The sequence below is a fragment of the Sphingomonas sp. SP5 genome, from assembly GCF_058313455.1.
On sequence record NZ_JBZFLF010000002.1, the window covers coordinates 309560 to 328628 of the forward strand.

Sequence of the window (19069 nt, forward strand, 5' to 3'; positions counted from 1 at the left end):
CGCTCACCCATGTTAGCGCCTTTTGCGACTAATTCTTTATCCCGTTGTTTTACAGGGAGAAAGGCAATGACTTTGGTGGCGTCGCCATTGGGGGGCAAGCGTGTGCTCATCGTCGAGGACGAATATATGATCGCCGACGATCTTGCCTGCGAGCTTGCCCGAGCGGGTGCACGGGTGATCGGACCGGCGGCCTCGCTGCCGCAGGCGATGCGCCTTGCCGAACAGACGATGGCGCTGGACGCGGCGGTGCTCGACATCAACCTGCGCGAAACCCTGGCCTTTCCGCTGATCGACTATCTGCTCGCCACGGATGTGCGGTTGCTGATCTACAGCGGCTATGACGAAGCGATGATCCCCGAACGCTACCGCCACCTGCCGCGGTGCGAAAAGCCGGTGTCGCCGCTGAAGCTGCGGCTGGCGGCAGAAGACCTGTGGCAGCGTGGGGCACCCCTGCCGCGGATCGGAAGCGCCCGCCCGCACTGAACCGCATCCGATCCGGTACCGGAACGGAGCTATCGGTCGGCCCGCCGGCTCTTCCCCAAGGGTGAGGAACGGCGGCGGCGCCCCCTCCACCGTCCGGCGCCCCCAACGTATCGAGAGGATCGGGTCCCACACCCGTTCGTGCTGAGCCTGTCGAAGCACAGGTGAGACTCATGCGCCCTTCGACGCCGCCTGCGGCGTCGCTCAGGACAGGCTTCGGCAGGCTCAGGGCGAACGGGCGGGGGGGATCGTCCGCTCCTCGCTTCCGAAATCGGCGACGCCGGAACCCCCGACACCACGCACAACGAAAAAGGGCCCGGCATCGCTGCCGGGCCCCTTCGTCATTCAGGTGCAACCCGTTGGGATCAGTCGCGATCGCCGGTCAGGAAGGCAGGCGCGAATTCCGGCGCGGGGCCGTCATCGTTGCCGCCGCCGTTGCGCGGGCCACGGCCCCCGTCACGGTCGCCGCCGCGCTCGCCGCCTTCGCCGCGCGGACCACGGTCGCGGCGCGGGCCACGGCCCACGTCACGATCACCACCGCGATCACCGCCATCGCGGCGCGGACCACGATCGCCGCGATCACCGCGGTCGCCACGCGGGCCACGGCCACGGTCGCCGCCCTCACGCGGTTCGCGCGCCGGACGGGTGTCCTCCAGCTCGGCACCGGTTTCCTGGTCGACGACGCGCATCGACAGGCGCACCTTGCCGCGCGGATCGATCTCGAGGACCTTCACCTTCACCTGCTGGCCTTCGGACAGCACGTCCGACACCTTCTCAACACGCTCGTTCTTGATCTCGCTGACGTGGACCAGGCCGTCCTTGCCGCCCATGAAGTTCACGAACGCCCCGAAATCGACCAGGTTGACGACCTTGCCGTCATAGACCTTGCCGACCTCGGCCTCTTCGACCAGGCCCTTGATCCACTTGATCGCGGCGTCGATCTGCGCGCTGTCGGACGACGACACCTTGATGACGCCTTCGTCGTCGATGTCGACCTTGGCGCCAGTCTGGGCGACGATCTCGCGGATCACCTTGCCGCCCGTACCGATGACTTCGCGGATCTTCGACTTGTCGATCGTGAAGGTCTCGATGCGCGGCGCATGCGCCGACAGCTCCGAGCGGGTTTCGCCCAGCGCCTTGGCCATCTCGCCCAGGATGTGCGCGCGGCCCTCATGCGCCTGCGCCAGCGCGACCTTCATGATCTCTTCAGTGATGCCGGCGATCTTGATGTCCATCTGCAGCGAGGTGATGCCCTCGCTGGTGCCGGCCACCTTGAAGTCCATGTCGCCGAGATGATCCTCGTCGCCCAGGATGTCGGACAGGACCGCATAGTCCTTGCCTTCCAGGATCAGGCCCATCGCGATGCCCGACACCGGGCGCTTCAGCGGCACGCCCGCATCCATCATCGACAGCGAACCGCCGCAAACGGTGGCCATCGAGGACGAGCCGTTGGACTCGGTGATGTCGCTGGTGACGCGGATCGTGTAGGGGAACTCTTCCTTGGTCGGCAGCACCGGGTGCAGCGCGCGCCAGGCGAGCTTGCCGTGGCCGACTTCGCGACGGCCCGGCGCACCGAAGCGGCCGACTTCGCCGACCGAATAGGGCGGGAAGTTATAGTGCAGCATGAAGTTCTGGTACGACAGGCCGTTGAGGCCGTCGATCATCTGCTCTGCGTCGCGGGTGCCGAGCGTGGTGGTCGCGATCGTCTGCGTCTCGCCGCGGGTGAACAGCGCCGAACCGTGCGCACGCGGCAGGAAGTGGACCTCGGCCTCGATCGGACGCACCGTCTTGGTGTCGCGGCCGTCGATGCGGATGCCGGTTTTGAGGATCGCGGTGCGGACGATATCCGCCTCCAGCTTCTTCACCAGCTTCAGGCTGGCGAGATACGCCTGCGGATCGCTGTCCTTCAGGTCGGCCATGCCGTCGCGGGCCTTGGCGCGCGCCTCGTTGACCGCGGTCTGGCGGGCCTGCTTGTCGGTCAGCTTGTAGGCGGCTTCCAGATCCTTGCCGATCAGCGCCTTCAGCTTCGCCTTCACCCCGGCCTTGTCGTCCTGGACCTTCAGCTCCCAGGGCTCCTTGGCGGCCTGTTCGGCCAGGCGGATGATCGCCTTGATGATGTCCTGCGACGCCTTGTGCGCGAACATCACGGCGCCCAGCATGACCTCTTCCGACAGCTCCTTGGCTTCGGATTCGACCATCATCACCGCGTCGTGCGTCGCCGCGACCATCAGGTCGAGCTCGCCGGTCAGCACTTCGGCGTCCGACGGGTTCAGCTGATATTCGCCGTCCTTGTAGCCGACGCGCGCCGCGCCGATCGGGCCCATGAAGGGGACGCCCGACAGCGTCATCGCCGCCGACGCCGCGATCATCGCCAAGAGGTCGGGCTCGTTCTCGCCGTCATAGCTGAGCACCTGCGCGATGCAGTTGATCTCGTTATAGAAGCCTTCGGGGAACAGCGGGCGGATCGGACGGTCGATCAGGCGGCTGACCAGCGTCTCACGCTCGGTCGCGCCACGCTCGCGCTTGAAGAAGCCGCCGGGAATGCGGCCGCTAGCCGAAAACTTTTCCTGGTAGTGGACCGTGAGCGGGAAGAAATCCTGCCCCTCCTTCACCGACTTGGCGGCGGTCACGGCGCAGAGCACCACCGTCTCGCCGAGCGTCGCGATCACCGCGCCGTCGGCCTGGCGGGCGACCTTGCCCGTTTCGAGGGTCAGCGTCTGGCCGCCCCACTCGATCGATACCTTCTTGGCATTGAACATGTATTTTCCTTCACTCCCCGAGCCAGATGCTGCGGGGGGCCTGTCTCGCGGGCTAAACCGGCCCGCGGCGGTGTGGAGCGTCTTGTCGCTCCGGGGAAGCGCAGCCGAATTGCCGGCTTCCGCATGTCCCGGCGTCGTGCCGGTATTCGTGTGGCGCGCCCATAGCACGCCGATATGAAAAGGGCGACCCGAAGGCCGCCCCTTTGTCCCGGATCTGCGTTACTTGCGAAGCCCGAGCTTCGCGATCAGGTCCAGATAGCGCTGGCCATCGGTCTTGCGCAGATAGTCGAGCAGCGAACGCCGCTTGTTGACCATCATCAGCAGCCCGCGGCGCGAATGGTTGTCCTTCTTGTGACCCTTGAAATGCTCGGTCAGGTTCTTGATGCGCTCCGACAGGATCGCGACCTGCACCTCGGGCGAACCCGTGTCGCCTTCCTGGCGGGCATGTTCCTTGACGAGTTCGGTCTTGCGCTCGGCGGTAATGGTCATGTGTTCGTCCTCGACATCATAGGTTGAAGCCACGGACGACGCGGGCTTCCTCGCCCTCCACCGCTACCAGCGCGACCGGCGTGTCGCCGGCGCATGCGAAGTATTGGCCATCGTCCTTGGCGATCCCGGTCAGCACACGCCCCTGGCGGAGCGCCCCTGCCTGATCCGGGGAGAGGGAGAGAGCCGGGATGTCGTCCAGCCCCGCCCTCAACGGCAGGAGTAACTGTTCAAGGGTGCGCCCCATACCGGCCTCAGCCAATTTGTCCAGCGATATCGCCGGCGCCAAGTTGAACGGCCCCGCCTTGGTCCGTCGCAGCATGGTGACGTGGCCGACGGTGCCCAGCGCCAGCGCGATGTCGCGGGCGAGGGAGCGGATATACGTGCCCTTGGAAACATGCGCGGTGAGGGTGATGCCCTCCATTCCTCCCCGTGCCGGGGAGGAATGGAGGGCATGCACCGTCACCTCGCGGCTCGCCAGCACCACCTCTTCGCCCGCACGCGCCAGATCATACGCCCGCTCGCCATCCACCTTCAGCGCCGAATAGGCCGGCGGCACCTGGCTGATCGGTCCGGTGAAGCGCGGCAGCACCGCCTCCACCTCGCCCAGCGTCGGCCGCACGTCCGACGTTGCGATCACCGCACCTTCCGCATCCAGCGTGTCGGTCTGCTCGCCGAAGCGGATCGTGAAGTCGTACACCTTGTCGCTGTCGAGCATCCGCCCGGCGAGCTTCGTCGCCTCGCCGACCGCCACCGGCAGCACGCCGGTCGCCAGCGGATCGAGCGTGCCGCCATGGCCGACCTTGAACTTGCCATAGCCGCCCTGCCGCAACGCACGCTTGACCGCCGAAACGACCTGCGTGCTGCCCAGACCCAGCGGTTTGTCGACGATCACCCAGCCGTGCATCAGGCGATCGCCTGCGCCAGCGCGAGGAACCAGCCGACCAGCGCCTCGGCCGGCGGCGCGACGATCCGCCCGACCAGATTGGCGCCCGGCACGATCATCGGCAGCACCACCAGCATCAGGATCAGCAACAGGAAACCGAACCGCCCGATCCTCGCCCATTGCGCCGCGAGCGGCCGCGGCAGCAGCCCTTCCACGACATGGCCACCGTCGAACGGCGGCATCGGCAGCAGGTTGAACAGCGCCAGGAAGACGTTGACCAGCAGGAAGTTGAACAGGTTGGCGAGCACGAAGGCGGCGATGCCGGTCGGCTGCACTCCGTGGGACAGCGCCGCGGCGGCACCGATCAGGATCGCAGCGATCGTCGCCAGGATCAGGTTCATTCCCGGCCCGGCGAGCGCCACCGCCACCATCCCCCAGCGCGGATTGTGCAGCCGCTGCGCGATCACCGGCACCGGCTTCGCCCAGCCGAACACCGGCGCACCCGCGATGGCGAGGCCGAGCGGCAGGATGACCGTGCCGACGGGATCGACGTGGCGTACGGGATTGAAGCTCAGCCGCTTCTGCTCCTCGGCGGTGGGATCGCCCAGCCACTTCGCCATCCAGCCATGCGCGACCTCGTGAAAGACGATGGCGATGACCAGCGGGATGATCCAGATCGCGGTGCGATAGACGATATTGTCGGGGTTCATGGCCGCGATATGGCGCGGGGGAGGGGAGAGCGCCAGCGTTACGAACATCCCATCGTCATCGTCCCCGCGTGCGCCGGGGCGACGGCAGGGATCAGCCGCCCAGCGCCTCGCTGAAATGCCGCCGGCACAGCGCGACATAGCGGTCGTTGCCGCCGATCTCGGTCTGCGCACCCTCGGCGATGGCGCGGCCCTCGGCATCGACGCGCAGGTTCATCGTCGCCTTGCGCCCGCACACGCACACCGACTTGATCTCGATGAGCGCATCCGCGATCGCCAGCAGCCGCGCCGCGCCTTCGAACAACCGCCCCTGGAAATCCGTGCGCAGCCCGTATGCCAGCACCGGCACGTTCAGCACGTCGCAGATATGCGCCAGCTGCGCCACCTGCCCGGCGGACAGGAATTGCGCCTCGTCGACCAGCACGCAGGCGAGGGGGCCGGCAGCGAGCCGATCGGCGACGCAGGCGGCCAGATCGGTCGTCGCCTCGAACGGCGTCGCCGGCGCCTCCAGCCCGATCCGGCTGGTGATCGTGCCCGCGGCGAAGCGATCGTCCACCGCCGCGGTGAACAGCATCGTCTCCATCCCCCGCTCGCGATAGTTGAAGTCCGCCTGCAACAGCGTCGTCGACTTCCCCGCATTCATCGAGGCGTAGTAGAAGTAGAGCTTGGCCATCGCCGCTTCAGACCGCAGGATCGATGTCATGTCCAGCGCAGTGAGCCCCGATCTGTATCCCATCGCGGTCATCGAGGACCGCTATCAAGGGGTTTATTCGAAGGGACGTTGGTGGGCCGTCGCCCAATCCGATGCGCTATTGAGGGGCATGAGCCGACTTGCATGGCTTAACGAATATGGTCCCGGGAGCGATGATGTCACCGCAAGCGTGTTCTGGGGTCTCGCGCCGCCATGGATCGCGGCGGGCAATACTCCGGATGCTGCGGTCGCAAATCTGGAAGCGCAAGACGGAGCCGACAGTGACGAATGGTCACCGCCGCCAATCGAGGCGGACCCACGTTGGCGCGAGAGCTTTCGTCCATCGCATCATTCTTAACCCTAATCCCGGGAGACGATGGTGAGATGGCGCACCTGCCGGGCGTGCTCCGGATTGGCCTTCGAAGACCAGATTTACAAAGCTCTTTACAGGGAGGCTCAGCATTTCAGCGGGAAGCGCGATTGTGCGACTGCCGGTATCCTGTTCAACGCCATTGATCGAGACGACGAGCGTTCCGGGTGCCGTCGCCCAAACGACCAGCCGATCGTCCACAACCTCCAGCTCGGCCACATCGCCATCTCCTGGGAGCGCCCCCAGCGTCATCACCCCTCGGACTGGCAGCTCCAATTCGTCACACCACGGCTCAAGCCAGACCGTCAGCGATGCATCTGTCGCGTTGCTGACCAGTATCGCCATCTAGAGATCAATCGTCACCCAGATCCCGCGCCACCTCCGGCCGGCGGAGCAGCTGGTCGATATGGCTGCCCTCGTCGAAGCTTTCGTCCGCCAGGAACTTCAGCTTCGCGGCGTATTTGTTCTGCACGCGATGCGCGACCTCGCGCTGCAGATAGGCCGTGTTGGTACGCAGCGCCTTCAGCACCGCCTCCTCGTCCTTGCCGAGCAGCGGCTTCACGAACACCGTCGCATGGCGCAGGTCGGGGGACATGCGCACTTCGGTGATCGAGACCATGTGCTTCGCCAGCACGTCGTCATGCACGTCGCCGCGCGCGAGGATCTCCGACAGCACGTGCCGGACCTGCTCGCCGACGCGCAGCGTGCGGACGGATTTTTCCTGAGGATCTTTGTTCATCTGAACTCCCCTCCCGCTTGCGGGAGGGGTCGGGGGTGGGCCCGACCGAAGCTGTGTCTTGCCGGGCCCACCCCCAGCCCCTCCCGCAAGCGGGAGGGGAGCATGTCCTAGAGGGTCCGTTCGCGCATCTCGACTTCGAACGTCTCAAGATAGTCGCCTGCCTTGATGTCCGTGAAGTTCTGCGTGAACGTCACGCCGCATTCCAGGCCGGCACGCACTTCGGGCACATCGTCCTTGAAGCGGCGCAAGCTGGCGATCTCGCCCTGGTAGATGATGACGTCGTTGCGCGTGATGCGGGCTTTCAGCGCCTTGCGGATGACACCCTCGACCACCAGCAGACCGGCCGCCCGGCCATGCTTGCCGGCCGAGAAGACCTCGCGGATTTCCGCACGGCCGACCACGGTCTCGAACGCCTCCGGCCCGAGCTCGCCCGCCATGCCGGCGCGGATCTCGTCGATCAGATCGTAGATGACGTCGTAATATTTCAACGCCACCTTCTGCCGCTCGGCGATCTCGCGTGCCTTGGCATTGGCACGGACGTTGAAGCCGACGATCGGCGCGCCGCTGGCGCCCGCCAGCGTCACGTCGCTCTCGGTGATGCCGCCGACCCCCGCATGCAGCACGCGCGCCTTGATGAGGTCGGTCGAGATCTTGTTGATCGACGCGACGATCGCCTCGACCGTCCCCTGCGTATCGGCCTTCACGACGAGCGGATATTCGATCGCCGCATTGGCCTTCAGCGCCGAGAACATGCTCTCCAGGCTCGCCGGTGCCGAGGTGGTGCGCTTCTGCGTCAGCACGCTCTGGCGATATTCGGCGACCTCGCGGGCACGTGCCTCGTTCTCGACCACCTGCAGCGGATCGCCCGCCGACGGCACGCCCGAGATGCCGAGCACCTCGACCGGCATCGCCGGATCGGCCTGCTTCACCTGCCGGCCCTTGTCGTCGACCAGCGCGCGCACCTTGCCGCTCTCCGCACCGATGACGAACACGTCGCCGACCTTCAGCGTGCCGCGATTGACCAGCACCGTCGCGACGGGGCCACGACCCTTGTCGAGCTTCGCCTCGATCACCGTGCCTTCGGCCGGACGATCGGGGTTGGCGCGCAGTTCGAGCAGTTCGGCCTGCAGCTGGATCTTCTCGATCAGCTCGTCGAGGCCGGTCTTCTTGAGCGCGGAGACTTCGACGTCCTGGACGTCGCCGCCCATTTCCTCGACCACCACCTCATGCTCCAGCAGGCGCTCGCGCACGCGCTGGGCATTGGCCTCATACTTGTCGATCTTGTTGATCGCCACGATCATCGGCACGCCGGCCGCCTTGGTATGGTTGATCGCCTCGATCGTCTGCGGCATCAGCCCGTCGTCGGCCGCGACCACCAGCACCACGATATCGGTGACATCGGCGCCGCGCGCACGCATCTGCGTGAACGCCTCGTGGCCCGGCGTGTCGAGGAACGTGACCTTCGACTTGTCCTTCAGCGTGACCTGATAGGCGCCGATATGCTGGGTGATGCCACCCGCCTCGCCGCGCACCACGTCGGTGCCGCGCAGCGCGTCGAGCAGGCTGGTCTTGCCGTGGTCGACGTGACCCATGATCGTCACGACCGGGGGACGCGCCTTCAGCGATTCGGGCGCATCCTCGACCGTGTCGATGGCCAGGTCGATGTCGCTGTCGCTGACGCGGACGATGTTGTGGCCGAATTCGGTCACCAGCAGCTCGGCCGTGTCCTGGTCGATCGTCTGCGTCATCGTGACGGGCATGCCCATCTTGAACAGCGTCTTGACCAGATCGGCGCCCTTTTCCGCCATACGGTTGGCGAGTTCCTGGACGGTGATCGCCTCGGGCACCTGCACGTCGCGGACCTGCTTGGGCTGCGCCTCGCGCGGGCCGCCGAAGTGGCGCTTTTCCTTCTCGCGCGCCCGCTTCAGCGCGGCGAGGCTGCGGCTGCGCGCACCATCGTCGCCCAGCGCGCGGTTGACGGTCAGCTTGCCGCCACGACGCTCGTCGCCCTTGCGGTCGCGCTGCGTCGGCCGGCTCGGCGGCGCGTTGCGCGGCGTCGCCTGACCCGAAGGCAGGCTGCGGTTGGCACCGCCGGCGGCACCCGTCGATGCTGCGGCCGGGGTCGGCGCAGGCGTCGGGGCAGGAGCGGGCTTGGGCTGCGGCTTCGGGATTTCCGGCCGGGCGACCGGCGAGAAGCGGCGCGGCGCCGGCAGCGACGGATCGCGACCGAGCTCGATCGTCGGCGCCGGAGCGGGCGCGGGTGCAGCGGCACGCGGCGCGGGCGCCGGAGCGGCAGCGACCGGTTCCGGTGCCGGCGCAGGAGCAGGCGTCGGAGCCGGGGCAGGTGCCGCGACGGGCTCTGCCGGTGCTTCCACCGGCGCCGGCGGCACCGGCCGCTCGACCGGGCGGAAGCCACGGCCGGCAGGCGTCGGCACGCTCGGTGCGGCGACCTGCGGCGCAGGCTGTGCCGGGGCAGGCGCCGGCGTCGGCTCGGGTTCCGGAGCGGGGGGCGGCGCAGCGGCGGCTGCTGCTGCCGCTGCCGCCTTTTCGGCGGCGCGCTGGCGCTCGTCCTCGGCGGCCTGCACGCGGGCGGCCTCGTCGCGGCGACGCGCGTCTTCCAGCGCGTGCATGCGCTGGTCCTCGGCCTCGCGCAGCATGCGCGCCTGGCGCTCCTGCGGCGTCTCGTTTGACGGCGCCGGACGCGGTGCGGGGGCGGGCGCCGGTGCCGGGGCAGGCGCGGCGACGGGCGCCTGCACCTGCGGCTCGGGCGCAGCCTGCGCCTCGCCCGGACGGCCGAGCACGCGGCGGCGCTTGGTTTCCACGATCACCGTATTGGACCGGCCGTGGCTGAAGCTCTGCTTCACCTGGCCGGTCTCGACCGTGCGCTTCAGCCCCAGGGGCGCGCGCATGCCAAGTTTCGGCTTATCGTTGTCGGTGTCGCTCACTCAAAATCCTCGTTTACGTCTACGACCGGTCGATGCCCGCTGGCGACCGTCCCGGAAAGTCCGGGCGTCGATGCGCCTTGCGAGGCCGTTTCGCAAGGCACGGGAGTAGGTTCAGGTCCGATAAAATGCAGCCAGCGGTCGAGCGCATCGCTCACCCGCGCGGCGGCAGCGCGGTCGGTCAGGCCGATGTGTACCACATTCTCGCGGCCCAGCGCCAACGACAATATGGGGCGGGGCATCGGCAATACCAAGCCCCGCACGTCCGATCCTTCGCGATCCGATCCGACACGCCACGCCTGGTCCAGCTTGCGGTTGCCGTCGGTGCCGGCATCGGCGGCATGATAGAGCGCGTGCAACTGCCCGGATCGCGCCGCCGTCTCGATCTTCTCGGAACCGGTCAGCAGCATGCCCGACCGCGATTCAAGGCCCAGCCGGTCGAGCGCATTGCGCTCCAGCGCCGCGGCGATGCGGGCGGGCAGATCGTCGGGGATGATGAATTCCGCGCCCTTGAACGCCCGCGCCAGCGCCCCGCGCAGCCGCTTCTTGGCGATCGCCTGCTCCAGCTCGTCCCGCGTCACGCCGATCCACGCGCCGCGCCCCGGCGCCTTGGCGCGCACGTCGGGCAGCACCTGGCCGTCCGGCGCTAGCGCGAGTCGCACCAGCCGGTCGCGCCCGTCGCGCTCCTGGCTCAGGATGCATTTGCGGATGGGATCGCTCATGCGGCGACCTCCGCCACACGTACACCGTCACCCCGGACCCGTTCCGGGGTCCACGGGGCAGGGGAAGGATGCACTTGCGATAGGTGCAAGCGCTCTGCCAAGCTCGCTCGCTGTTTTCGTCGCGGCACTGTGGACCCCGGAACAAGTCCGGGGTGACGGGGGAAGTTAGGCGAGACGCATGGCGACACCCCCGCGGTCGCCCGCGAGTCGCTATGCCTGTCGCTACGGTGCTGAAACCTCAGCGTCTCATTGCGAGGGAACCGCATCAGCGTCCTCCCTCATTTGGGGCGCATCGCGGTCGGCGAGCAACTGCCCGCCGGCCGCATAATTCTCCGTAGGCACTTCCTCGATCACGATCTGCACCGCTGCGGGGTTCTTGCCGAGGCGCGCGACCAGCGAGGCCGTCACGTCCGCGACGACCCCCGCCTTCTGCTCCCGGCTTGCGGAGCCGGCCAATCGGATCGAGACGAACGGCATCAGGCGTCCTCGCCCTCCGCCTCGGACCCCGCCGTATCGGCGTCCGCCGCCGGCTCTTCATCGGCGAACCAATGCTGGCGCGCAGCCATGATGATCTCGTTGCCCTGCTCGTCGGACAGGCCGTACTCGCTCAGGATGCCGCCCTTCGGCTCGGGGCGCTTGGGTGCGTCCTCGTTGCGGCGGCGCGGCTCGGCGCGCTTCTTCTCGACCAGCTCGTCGGTGGCGAGGTCGGCGAGATCGTCCAGCGTCTTGATCCCCGCCTTGCCCAGCGTGACCAGCATCGCTTCGGTCAGGTACGGAATATCAGCCAGCGCATCCTCGACGCCCAGCGCGCGTCGCTCGTCGCGTGCCGCGGCCTCGCGACGATCGAGCGCTTCCTGCGCACGGCTCTGCAGCTCCTGCGCCAGGTCCTCGTCGAAGCCCTCGATGCTGGCAAGCTCGTCGATCTCGACATAGGCGACCTCTTCCAGCGCGCCGAAGCCTTCGGCGACCAGCAGTTGCGCGAGCGTCTCGTCGACGTCCAGCTCGTTCTGGAACATCTCGGAATTCTGCACGAATTCCTTCTGGCGCTTTTCGGAGGCGTCGGCCTCGGTCAGGATGTCGATCGCCTTGCCGGTCAGCTGGCTGGCGAGCCGCACGTTCTGGCCGCGGCGGCCGATCGCGAGGCTGAGCTGGTCGTCGGGCACCACCACCTCGATCCGGTCCTCTTCCTCGTCGATCACGACGCGGCTGACGCTGGCGGGCTGCAATGCGTTGACGACGAAGGTCGCGGTGTCGGGCGACCAGGGGATGATGTCGATCTTCTCGCCCTGCATCTCCTGCACGACGGCCTGCACGCGGCTGCCCTTCATGCCGACGCAGGCGCCGACCGGGTCGATCGACGAATCGCGGCTGATGACGCCGATCTTGGCGCGGCTGCCCGGATCGCGCGCGGCGGCCTGGATGGTGATGATGCCGTCGTAGATCTCCGGCACTTCCTGCGCGAACAGCTTCTTCATGAAATCGGGATGCGCGCGGCTGAGGAAGATCTGCGGCCCCCGGTTCTCGCGGCGGACGTTGAGGATCAGCGAGCGGATGCGGTCGTTGACGCGCACCACCTCGCGCGGGATCTGCGCGTCGCGGCGGATGACGCCCTCGGCGCGGCCCAGGTCGACGACGATATGGCCGAACTCGACGCGCTTGACGACGCCGGTGATGATCTCGCCCTGGCGGTCCTTGAACTCTTCATACTGCCGCTCGCGCTCGGCATCGCGCACCTTCTGGAAGATGATCTGCTTCGATGCCTGCGCCTGGATGCGGCCGAATTCGATCGGGGGCAGGGGATCGACGATATAGTCGCCGACGACCGCACCCTTTTGCAGCTTCTGCGCCTGATTGACGTCGACCTGCTTGAAATAATCGTCGACCGCCTCGACCACCTCGACGACGCGCCACAGGCGCAGGTCGCCGGTCTGCGGGTCGAGCTTTGCACGAATGTCGTTCTCGATGCCGTAGCGGGTCTTGGCCGCGCGCTGGATCGCCTCTTCCAGAGCCTCGATGACGATGCTCTTGTCGATCATCTTCTCGGACGCGACCGAATTGGCGATCGCGATCAGTTCCGCGCGGTTGGCGGTGGCGACGGTGGCCATCTTACTTCTGTCCTTCGCTAGGTGCGTCGTTGTCGGTATCGGTATCTGGGTCGTCTTCGAATTCGTCCGCGCCTTCCGAAGACAGCGGCGCGGTGGCGGCGAGCAGCCGGTCGGTGATCGTCAGCTTGGCATCGTGGATCTGCGCCAGCGACACCGTCATGCGGGTGTGGCCGCGCACGTCGATCGTCACGTCCTCGCCTTCGATGCCGACGAGGTCGCCGGTCAGGATCTTGCGGTTGTCGACCTTTTCGGCGAGCGTGATCTTCGCCTCGTGCCCGGCCCAGTTCGCATAATCCTGCGGCCGGGTGAGTGGGCGGTCGATGCCCGGCGACGAGACTTCCAGCCGGTACGCATCCGGAATCGGATCGCGCCCCTCGGCCTCCAGCGCATCGAGCGCGTCCGAAATGCGGCGCGACAGGTCGGCGCAATCGTCGATCGTCAGCTGCCCCGTGTCGGGCCGCTCGGCCATCACCTGGAGCGTGGGGTCGGACTTGCCGCCGAACATCTTCACGCGCACCAGGTCGAAACCCAGCGCGCGGGCTTCGGGTTCGATCAGGGCAGTGAGAAGGGCGATGTCCGCCATCGGGGCTCCAGAACAGATATGCGTGTTCGCCGCCGCGAAGGGGGTCCCCCGCAGCCTCTTTCACCTGACGATGTAAGAGAAGGCAGGCGTCATATACGCGTGCCCATGACTGGAAACAAGCATCCATCGCGCCGGCTCATGCGTTCGCCGCAAAACCACAGGGAGATATCGATGCGCTTCAGTTTGTTGGCCGCCTTGCCCGTGGCCCTGATCGCCTGTTCGGGCAATGCCCCCGCCACCGGGGAGGGCGCGCCGCAGGCGGGCGAGACGCCGCCGTCGGCCAAGCCGTTCCGCGAGACGGTGGTCGCCGACTTCGTGTCGCCCTGGGCGTTCGCCTTCCTGCCCGACGATCGCATCGTGGTGACGGAAAAGGCGGGGCAGATGATCCTGCTGTCCGCCGACGGCAAGCGGCGGCAGACCATCGCCAATATCACCGTCGATTCGGCGGGGCAGGGCGGGCTGATGGACGTCGTGCCCGCACCCGACTTCGCGGCCAGCAAGCGCATCTACTTCAGCTATTCCACCGCCGGGCAGGGCGGCAAGGGCGTCGTGCTCGCGCGCGGGCGGCTGCGTGGCGAGGGCGCGGGCGAACGGCTCGGCGAGATCGAGACGCTGTTCACCGCGCGTCCCTTCGTCTCGGGCGATGGCCATTATTCGGGCCGCATCGCCTTCGCGCCCGATGGCCAGTCGCTGTTCTTCACCAATGGCGAACGGCAGAAGTTCACGCCCGCGCAGGATCCGCAGGCGACGCTCGGCAAGGTGCTGCGCCTGACCCTCGACGGCAAGCCCGCGCCGGGCAATCCGCTGGTCGCCAAGGGCTTCGCACCAGAGATTTGGAGCTACGGCCACCGCAACCTGCTGGGGATCGCCTTCGACGCGCAGGGGCGCCTGTGGGAACAGGAGATGGGGCCGAAGGGCGGCGACGAGCTCAACCTCATCATGCCCGGCCGCAACTACGGCTGGCCGAATGTGTCGAACGGCAGCCATTACGACGGCCGCGACATCCCCGATCATGCGCCGGGTGACGGCTATGAACCGCCCAAGGTATGGTGGAACCCGGTGATCTCGCCCGGCGGCCTGATGATCTATTCGGGCAACCTGTTCCCGCAGTGGAAGGGCGATGCCTTCATCGGCGGCCTGTCGTCGCAGTCGCTGGTTCGGGTCGGCCTTGACGGTCAGACTGCGCGCAAGGGCGACCAATGGCCGATGGGCGCCCGCATCCGCGACGTCGCGCAGGGACCGGACGGCGCGATCTGGGTCATCGAGGACGGCGGCAAGTCCCAAGGCCGCCTCATCCGCCTGACGCCGCGGTAAAATCCTCCCCGGCACGGGGAGGGGGACCGCCGCGTAGCGGTGGTGGAGGGGGCTCTCCGCAGGCCAAGCGCCCGCGGAAAGCCACCCACCCGCCGCGAGAACCTAATCCCGCGCCACCAGATAGTTCATCCGCGCATGCGCGATCGGCTTGTCCCGGTCGTCCTGCCAGGCGATCGCCTCGACATTGGCGACGCGGTTGCCCAGCCGCGTCACGATCCCCTCCGCCCGCGTCGGCTTGTCACGGCCGCCGCGCATGAAGTCGACCGTGACGTTGACCGGCTTGATCCGCCCGCCGCCGTCCTCGGCCAGCGCGTGTTGCAGCGAGACGATCGCCGCCACCTCCAGCAGCCCGGAGATCGCGCCACCGTGCAGGAAGCCGGGACGCCCCAGCACGTCGTCGCGGAACGGCATCACCAGCAGCGGCGCCTCGCCCTCGCGTGGTTCCAGCGTCACGCCCAGCACCTCGGCATAGGGCGGCAGGGTACACATCGGGCTCATGCCATCTGGTCCATCAGCATGAAGGTGCCGGCGACATGCGCCAGCGGATCGTCCGGCGTCGCATCATAGGCGATGCCGCGGACGAAGGCGATCGAGCGGGTCAGCTTCAGGCATTCGCCGCGCCCGATCACGGTGCGCCCCGGCACGGCGGGCCGCAGATAGTCGACGCGCAGGTCCAGCGTCGCCTGTGGCGCGAACCTGTCGCGCTTCATCCACACCGCGACGCTGGTCGCCATGTCCATCAGCGCGATGATCGGGCCGGAGGCGATGACGCCGCTGGCGGGGTCGCCGACCAGCGCCTCGGAATAAGGCAGGCCGAGTTCCACCCAGCCGTCTCCCTTGTCGTGGAAGACGATGCCCAGCGTGCCGCCATGGCCGCCGAACCGATGCGCCATGAATGCGTCGATGTTGAAACCGCTCATGCCGCGCGTCTCTACACGCCATCGCCGGTGGCGCAACGCGGGCGGTACGGTTAGCGTGGGCGCACCAAAGGAGAGAGCCATGGATCGCGTCACCCTCACCGTCACGAACGGCGTTGCCGACGTCCGCCTCGCCCGCGCGGACAAGATGAACGCGATCGACCCGGCAATGTTCGCAGGGATCGGCGGCGCCATCGACGCGCTGGCGGCCCGCACCGACGTGCGCTGCGTCGTGCTGTCGGGCGAGGGCAGGGGCTTTTGCGCCGGCCTCGACATGGCGAGCATGGCGCAGGGCGGATCGGGCATGTCGACCGAGCGCAACGACCAGGGCAGCATCCTGCCCCAGCATGTCACCTGGGGCTGGCGGCAGCTGCCGATGCCGGTGATCGCCGCGGTGCACGGCGTCGCCTTCGGCGGCGGCCTCCAGATCATGTCGGGCGCGGACATCCGCATCGCCGCGCCCGACACCCGCTTCGCCATCCGCGAAATGCATTGGGGGATCGTTCCCGACATGGCGGGCTTTCCGATCTGGCGCGGGCTGGTGCGCGACGACGTGCTGCGCGAGCTCGTCTACACCGCGCGCGAATTCGACGCGGCGGAGGCGCTGCACCACGGCTTCGTCACGCGCCTCGCCGACGATCCGCTCGGCGAGGCGCTGGCGCTCGCCGCTACGATCGCGGCCCGCAACCCGCACGCGATCCGGGGCGCCAAGCGGCTGCTCAACATGGCACACGACGCCGATCCGCGCACCATGCTGGCCGCCGAGACGGAGGAGCAGCTGAAGGTGATCGGCAGCCCCAACATGATGGAGGCGGTGGCGGCGAACATGGCCAGGCGGCCGCCGGTGTTCGCGGATTGAGCCAGGCGCCGCCGCGCGCCTGCGATCAGCGTGGCGCCATCCGGATGCCGCCGTCCAGCCGGATGTCCTCGCCGTTGAAATAGCCATTCTCGATCAGCGTCAGCGCCAGCTGCGCATATTCCGCCGGGTCGCCCAGCCGCTTGGGGAACGGCACGCTCGCCGCGAGCGCATCCTTCACCGGCTGCGGCGCGCCCTGAAGCAGCGGCGTGTCGAAGATGCCGGGCAGGATCGTGTTGACCCTGATGCCCTCGCCCATCAGGTCGCGCGCGATCGGCAGCGTCATGCCGACGACGCCGCCCTTGGAGGCGGAATAGGCCGCCTGGCCGATCTGCCCGTCCTCCGCGGCGACGCTCGCGGTCATCACGATCGCACCGCGCTCGCCGTCCGCACGGGGGTCCAGCGTCAGCATGCCCGCGGCGGACTTGGCGACGCAGCGAAAGGTGCCGACGAGGTTGATCTGCACCAGCCGGTCGAACGCGGGGAGCGGGAAATGCTTGATGCTGCCGTCTTCCTTCGAGCGGCTCGCCGTCTTTACCGCATTGCCGGTGCCCGCGCAGCAGACCAGCACCGCCTCCTGCCCGTGCGCGGCGCGGGCGCGCGCGAAGCCCGCATCGACGCTCGCATCGCCCGTCACGTCCACCTCGCAGAACAGGCCGCCGATCTCTGCGGCGAGCGCTTCGCCCCTGTCCCGCTGCAAGTCGAAGATCGCGACCCGCGCGCCCTTGGCGGCCAGCGCCCGCGCCGTCGCCGCGCCCAGCCCGGAGGCGCCACCGGTGACAACGGCAGCCATGGTGTCGGTGATGTGCATGATCCCTCCTTAAACGTCTGATCTATCGTTCCTCCCTCGCTTCAGCGGGGGAGGGGACCGCTCGCGAAGCGAGTGGTGGAGGGGGCGGTGCCGCAAGCACGACGTCCTGAGCTTGCCTCCCCCTCCGACCGCCTTTGGCGGCTACCTCCCCCCGGCGGGGGGAAGACCTTACAGGCGTTCGACGATCGTCACGTTGGCGATGCCGCCGCCCTCGCACATCGTCTGCAACCCGTAGCGCCCGCCGCGCGCATGCAGCGCATGGACCAGCGTCGCCATCAGCTTCGTCCCGCTCGCGCCCAGCGGATGGCCCAGCGCGATCGCGCCGCCGTTGACATTCAGCCGCGCCGGGTCGCCGCCGGTATGCCGCAGCCAGGCGAGCGGCACCGGCGCGAACGCCTCGTTCACCTCGTACAGGTCGATATCCGCGATCCGCATCCCCGTGCGCGCCAGCGCCCGGTCGGTGGCGAACAATGGCTCCTCCAGCATGATGACCGGGTCGCCCGCGGTCACCGCCAGCGCATGCACCCGCGCCAGCGGCGTCAGCCCGTGCGCCTTCAGCGCCGCCTCGCTCACCACCAGCACGGCACTCGCCCCGTCGCAGATCTGGCTGGCATTGGCGGCGGTGATCGTGCCGCCCTCCTGCAACAGCTTCACCGCGCCGATCGTCTCCGCGCTCGCGTCATAGCGGATGCCCTCGTCGGCCACGTGCAACGCGGGGCCGTCGGGTGTCTCCACGGCCAGCGGCACGATCTCGTCGGCGAACGCCCCCGCCTCGGTCGCCGCCGCCGCGCGCCGGTGACTCTCCAGCGCATAGGCATCCAGGTCGCCGCGATCGAAGCCGTACTTGCGCGACAGCATCTCGGCGCCGGTGAACTGGCTGAACTGGATATCAGGAAAGCGCGCCTCCTGCCGCGGGCTCTTCGCCGTGCCGAGCCCGGCCTTGGCGAACAGCGCACCCGTCGATCCCATCGGCACGCGCGTCATGCTCTCCACGCCGGCGGCGATCACCACGTCCTGCGTGCCGCTCATCACCGCCTGGGCGGCGAACTGGATCGCCTGTTGCGACGATCCGCACTGGCGGTCGATGGTGACGGCGGGCACGCTGGTCGGCAGGCGCGAAGCGAGCACCGCGCCACGCCCGACCTGGAAGCTCTGCTCGCCGCCCTGGCTGACGCAGCCCATGATGACGTCCTCGACCGCGGCGGGATCGATGCCGCTGCGCTCCACGATCGCGTCGAGCACCGCCGCCGCCATGTCGGCAGGGTGCCACCCCGCCAGCCGCCCGCCGCGCCGGCCCCCGGCGGTCCGCACCGCCGCGACGATATAGGATTCCGCCATTCCGCGCCTCTCCATAACTCTTGTTATGCGAGCGGTGTCGCGCAAAGTCCGGCGGAGCGCAAGCGCCTAAAGCACGACGCGCTCGGGCTTGGATTCCTCGATCGCGGCCAGCACCATCCGCTCCCACACCGCCGGATCGCCGGCGGCGGCCATGGCGCGGTCCGGCTCGCGCAGCGTGCGCAGCACGGCCAGCGCATCGGGCAGATAGTCGCGCCAGGCGCTATCGACCCGGTCGCCCGCGCTTTCGGCATCGCCGCCCGCATTGGCGCTGATCCGCTGCCCGGCCAGCACGCGGGCGATCCGTTCGGCGACGGGGGTGGTCGATACGTCCATGGCTGCTCTCCTTCGCCAACGGAAATGCGC

The 19069-nt window shown here is 68.2% G+C and carries 20 protein-coding genes; 4 read left to right on the forward strand and 16 right to left on the reverse strand.

Going from position 1 to position 19069, the window contains the following annotated elements:
• Window positions 1-66 precede the first annotated feature (66 nt).
• Complete coding sequence (locus AC4GY7_RS05245; protein ID WP_491112334.1) at window positions 67-483, forward strand: response regulator; 417 nt, start codon at window positions 67-69, stop codon at window positions 481-483.
• Window positions 484-845: 362 nt separating this feature from the next.
• Here the strand turns inward: AC4GY7_RS05245 and pnp are convergent, their stop codons facing one another.
• The 5 genes from pnp to AC4GY7_RS05270 all read right to left on the reverse strand — a co-directional run bounded on the left by pnp (window position 846) and on the right by AC4GY7_RS05270 (window position 5991).
• A complete protein-coding gene (gene pnp, locus AC4GY7_RS05250) occupies window positions 846-3239 on the reverse strand; it encodes a polyribonucleotide nucleotidyltransferase (protein ID WP_491112335.1) in 2394 nt (797 codons plus the stop codon).
• Between the two features lie 219 nt (window positions 3240-3458).
• Entirely contained in the window at window positions 3459-3728 is a 270-nt protein-coding gene (rpsO, locus tag AC4GY7_RS05255; protein ID WP_037533902.1) for a 30S ribosomal protein S15, read from the reverse strand.
• 16 nt (window positions 3729-3744) lie between these two features.
• The gene (gene truB, locus AC4GY7_RS05260; RefSeq protein WP_491112336.1) at window positions 3745-4632 is read right to left on the reverse strand and encodes a tRNA pseudouridine(55) synthase TruB; all 888 of its coding nucleotides are present in this window, start codon (window positions 4630-4632) and stop codon (window positions 3745-3747) included.
• A complete protein-coding gene (locus AC4GY7_RS05265; RefSeq protein WP_491112802.1) occupies window positions 4632-5321 on the reverse strand; it encodes a site-2 protease family protein in 690 nt (229 codons plus the stop codon). Before AC4GY7_RS05265 ends, truB begins: the two co-directional genes overlap by 1 nt.
• A gap of 91 nt (window positions 5322-5412) precedes the next feature.
• Complete coding sequence (locus AC4GY7_RS05270) at window positions 5413-5991, reverse strand: thymidine kinase (RefSeq protein ID WP_491112337.1); 579 nt, start codon at window positions 5989-5991, stop codon at window positions 5413-5415.
• Between AC4GY7_RS05270 and AC4GY7_RS05275 the strand changes: the two genes are divergently transcribed.
• Window positions 5984-6367 (forward strand): hypothetical protein, encoded by a 384-nt coding sequence (locus AC4GY7_RS05275; protein WP_491112338.1) that lies wholly within the window; start codon window positions 5984-5986, stop codon window positions 6365-6367. The genes AC4GY7_RS05270 and AC4GY7_RS05275 overlap by 8 nt on opposite strands.
• A gap of 364 nt (window positions 6368-6731) precedes the next feature.
• Here AC4GY7_RS05275 and rbfA read toward each other — a convergent pair whose 3' ends face one another.
• From rbfA to rimP, 6 genes are all read right to left on the reverse strand, one after another.
• Window positions 6732-7118 (reverse strand): 30S ribosome-binding factor RbfA, encoded by a 387-nt coding sequence (gene rbfA, locus AC4GY7_RS05280; RefSeq protein WP_491112339.1) that lies wholly within the window; start codon window positions 7116-7118, stop codon window positions 6732-6734.
• Between the two features lie 107 nt (window positions 7119-7225).
• Window positions 7226-10063: a translation initiation factor IF-2 gene (gene infB, locus AC4GY7_RS05285; protein ID WP_491112341.1), complete on the reverse strand. Its 2838-nt coding sequence runs from the start codon at window positions 10061-10063 to the stop codon at window positions 7226-7228.
• Complete coding sequence (locus AC4GY7_RS05290; RefSeq protein ID WP_491112343.1) at window positions 10060-10782, reverse strand: DUF448 domain-containing protein; 723 nt, start codon at window positions 10780-10782, stop codon at window positions 10060-10062. The genes infB and AC4GY7_RS05290 overlap by 4 nt, the downstream gene beginning before the upstream one ends.
• Window positions 10783-11028: 246 nt before the next feature.
• Entirely contained in the window at window positions 11029-11259 is a 231-nt protein-coding gene (locus AC4GY7_RS05295; protein ID WP_491112344.1) for a tautomerase family protein, read from the reverse strand.
• Entirely contained in the window at window positions 11259-12887 is a 1629-nt protein-coding gene (nusA, locus tag AC4GY7_RS05300; protein ID WP_491112345.1) for a transcription termination factor NusA, read from the reverse strand. The genes AC4GY7_RS05295 and nusA overlap by 1 nt, the downstream gene beginning before the upstream one ends.
• 1 nt (window position 12888) lies before the next feature.
• Window positions 12889-13470 (reverse strand): ribosome maturation protein RimP, encoded by a 582-nt coding sequence (rimP, locus tag AC4GY7_RS05305; protein ID WP_491112346.1) that lies wholly within the window; start codon window positions 13468-13470, stop codon window positions 12889-12891.
• Between the two features lie 171 nt (window positions 13471-13641).
• Here rimP and AC4GY7_RS05310 point away from each other — a divergent pair, with 171 nt between their 5' ends.
• Window positions 13642-14784: a PQQ-dependent sugar dehydrogenase gene (locus tag AC4GY7_RS05310; protein ID WP_491112348.1), complete on the forward strand. Its 1143-nt coding sequence runs from the start codon at window positions 13642-13644 to the stop codon at window positions 14782-14784.
• Window positions 14785-14886: 102 nt separating this feature from the next.
• Here the strand turns inward: AC4GY7_RS05310 and AC4GY7_RS05315 are convergent, their stop codons facing one another.
• Together AC4GY7_RS05315 and AC4GY7_RS05320 are read right to left on the reverse strand one after the other, a co-directional pair.
• On the reverse strand, window positions 14887-15273 hold the full coding sequence (locus AC4GY7_RS05315; protein ID WP_491112350.1) for a PaaI family thioesterase: 387 nt from the start codon (window positions 15271-15273) through the stop codon (window positions 14887-14889).
• A 5-nt stretch (window positions 15274-15278) separates the two neighbouring features.
• The gene (locus tag AC4GY7_RS05320; RefSeq protein ID WP_491112351.1) at window positions 15279-15704 is read right to left on the reverse strand and encodes a PaaI family thioesterase; all 426 of its coding nucleotides are present in this window, start codon (window positions 15702-15704) and stop codon (window positions 15279-15281) included.
• A 79-nt stretch (window positions 15705-15783) separates the two neighbouring features.
• Between AC4GY7_RS05320 and AC4GY7_RS05325 the strand changes: the two genes are divergently transcribed.
• The gene (locus AC4GY7_RS05325; protein ID WP_491112354.1) at window positions 15784-16560 is read left to right on the forward strand and encodes a crotonase/enoyl-CoA hydratase family protein; all 777 of its coding nucleotides are present in this window, start codon (window positions 15784-15786) and stop codon (window positions 16558-16560) included.
• A 25-nt stretch (window positions 16561-16585) separates the two neighbouring features.
• Here the strand turns inward: AC4GY7_RS05325 and AC4GY7_RS05330 are convergent, their stop codons facing one another.
• The 3 genes from AC4GY7_RS05330 to AC4GY7_RS05340 all read right to left on the reverse strand — a co-directional run bounded on the left by AC4GY7_RS05330 (window position 16586) and on the right by AC4GY7_RS05340 (window position 19039).
• A complete protein-coding gene (locus tag AC4GY7_RS05330) occupies window positions 16586-17368 on the reverse strand; it encodes an SDR family NAD(P)-dependent oxidoreductase (RefSeq protein WP_491112356.1) in 783 nt (260 codons plus the stop codon).
• A 168-nt stretch (window positions 17369-17536) separates the two neighbouring features.
• Complete coding sequence (locus tag AC4GY7_RS05335; RefSeq protein ID WP_491112358.1) at window positions 17537-18706, reverse strand: acetyl-CoA C-acetyltransferase; 1170 nt, start codon at window positions 18704-18706, stop codon at window positions 17537-17539.
• 66 nt (window positions 18707-18772) lie between these two features.
• Window positions 18773-19039, reverse strand: coding sequence for a hypothetical protein (locus AC4GY7_RS05340; RefSeq protein WP_443585166.1), 267 nt, complete (start codon window positions 19037-19039; stop codon window positions 18773-18775).
• Window positions 19040-19069: the final 30 nt, after the last annotated feature.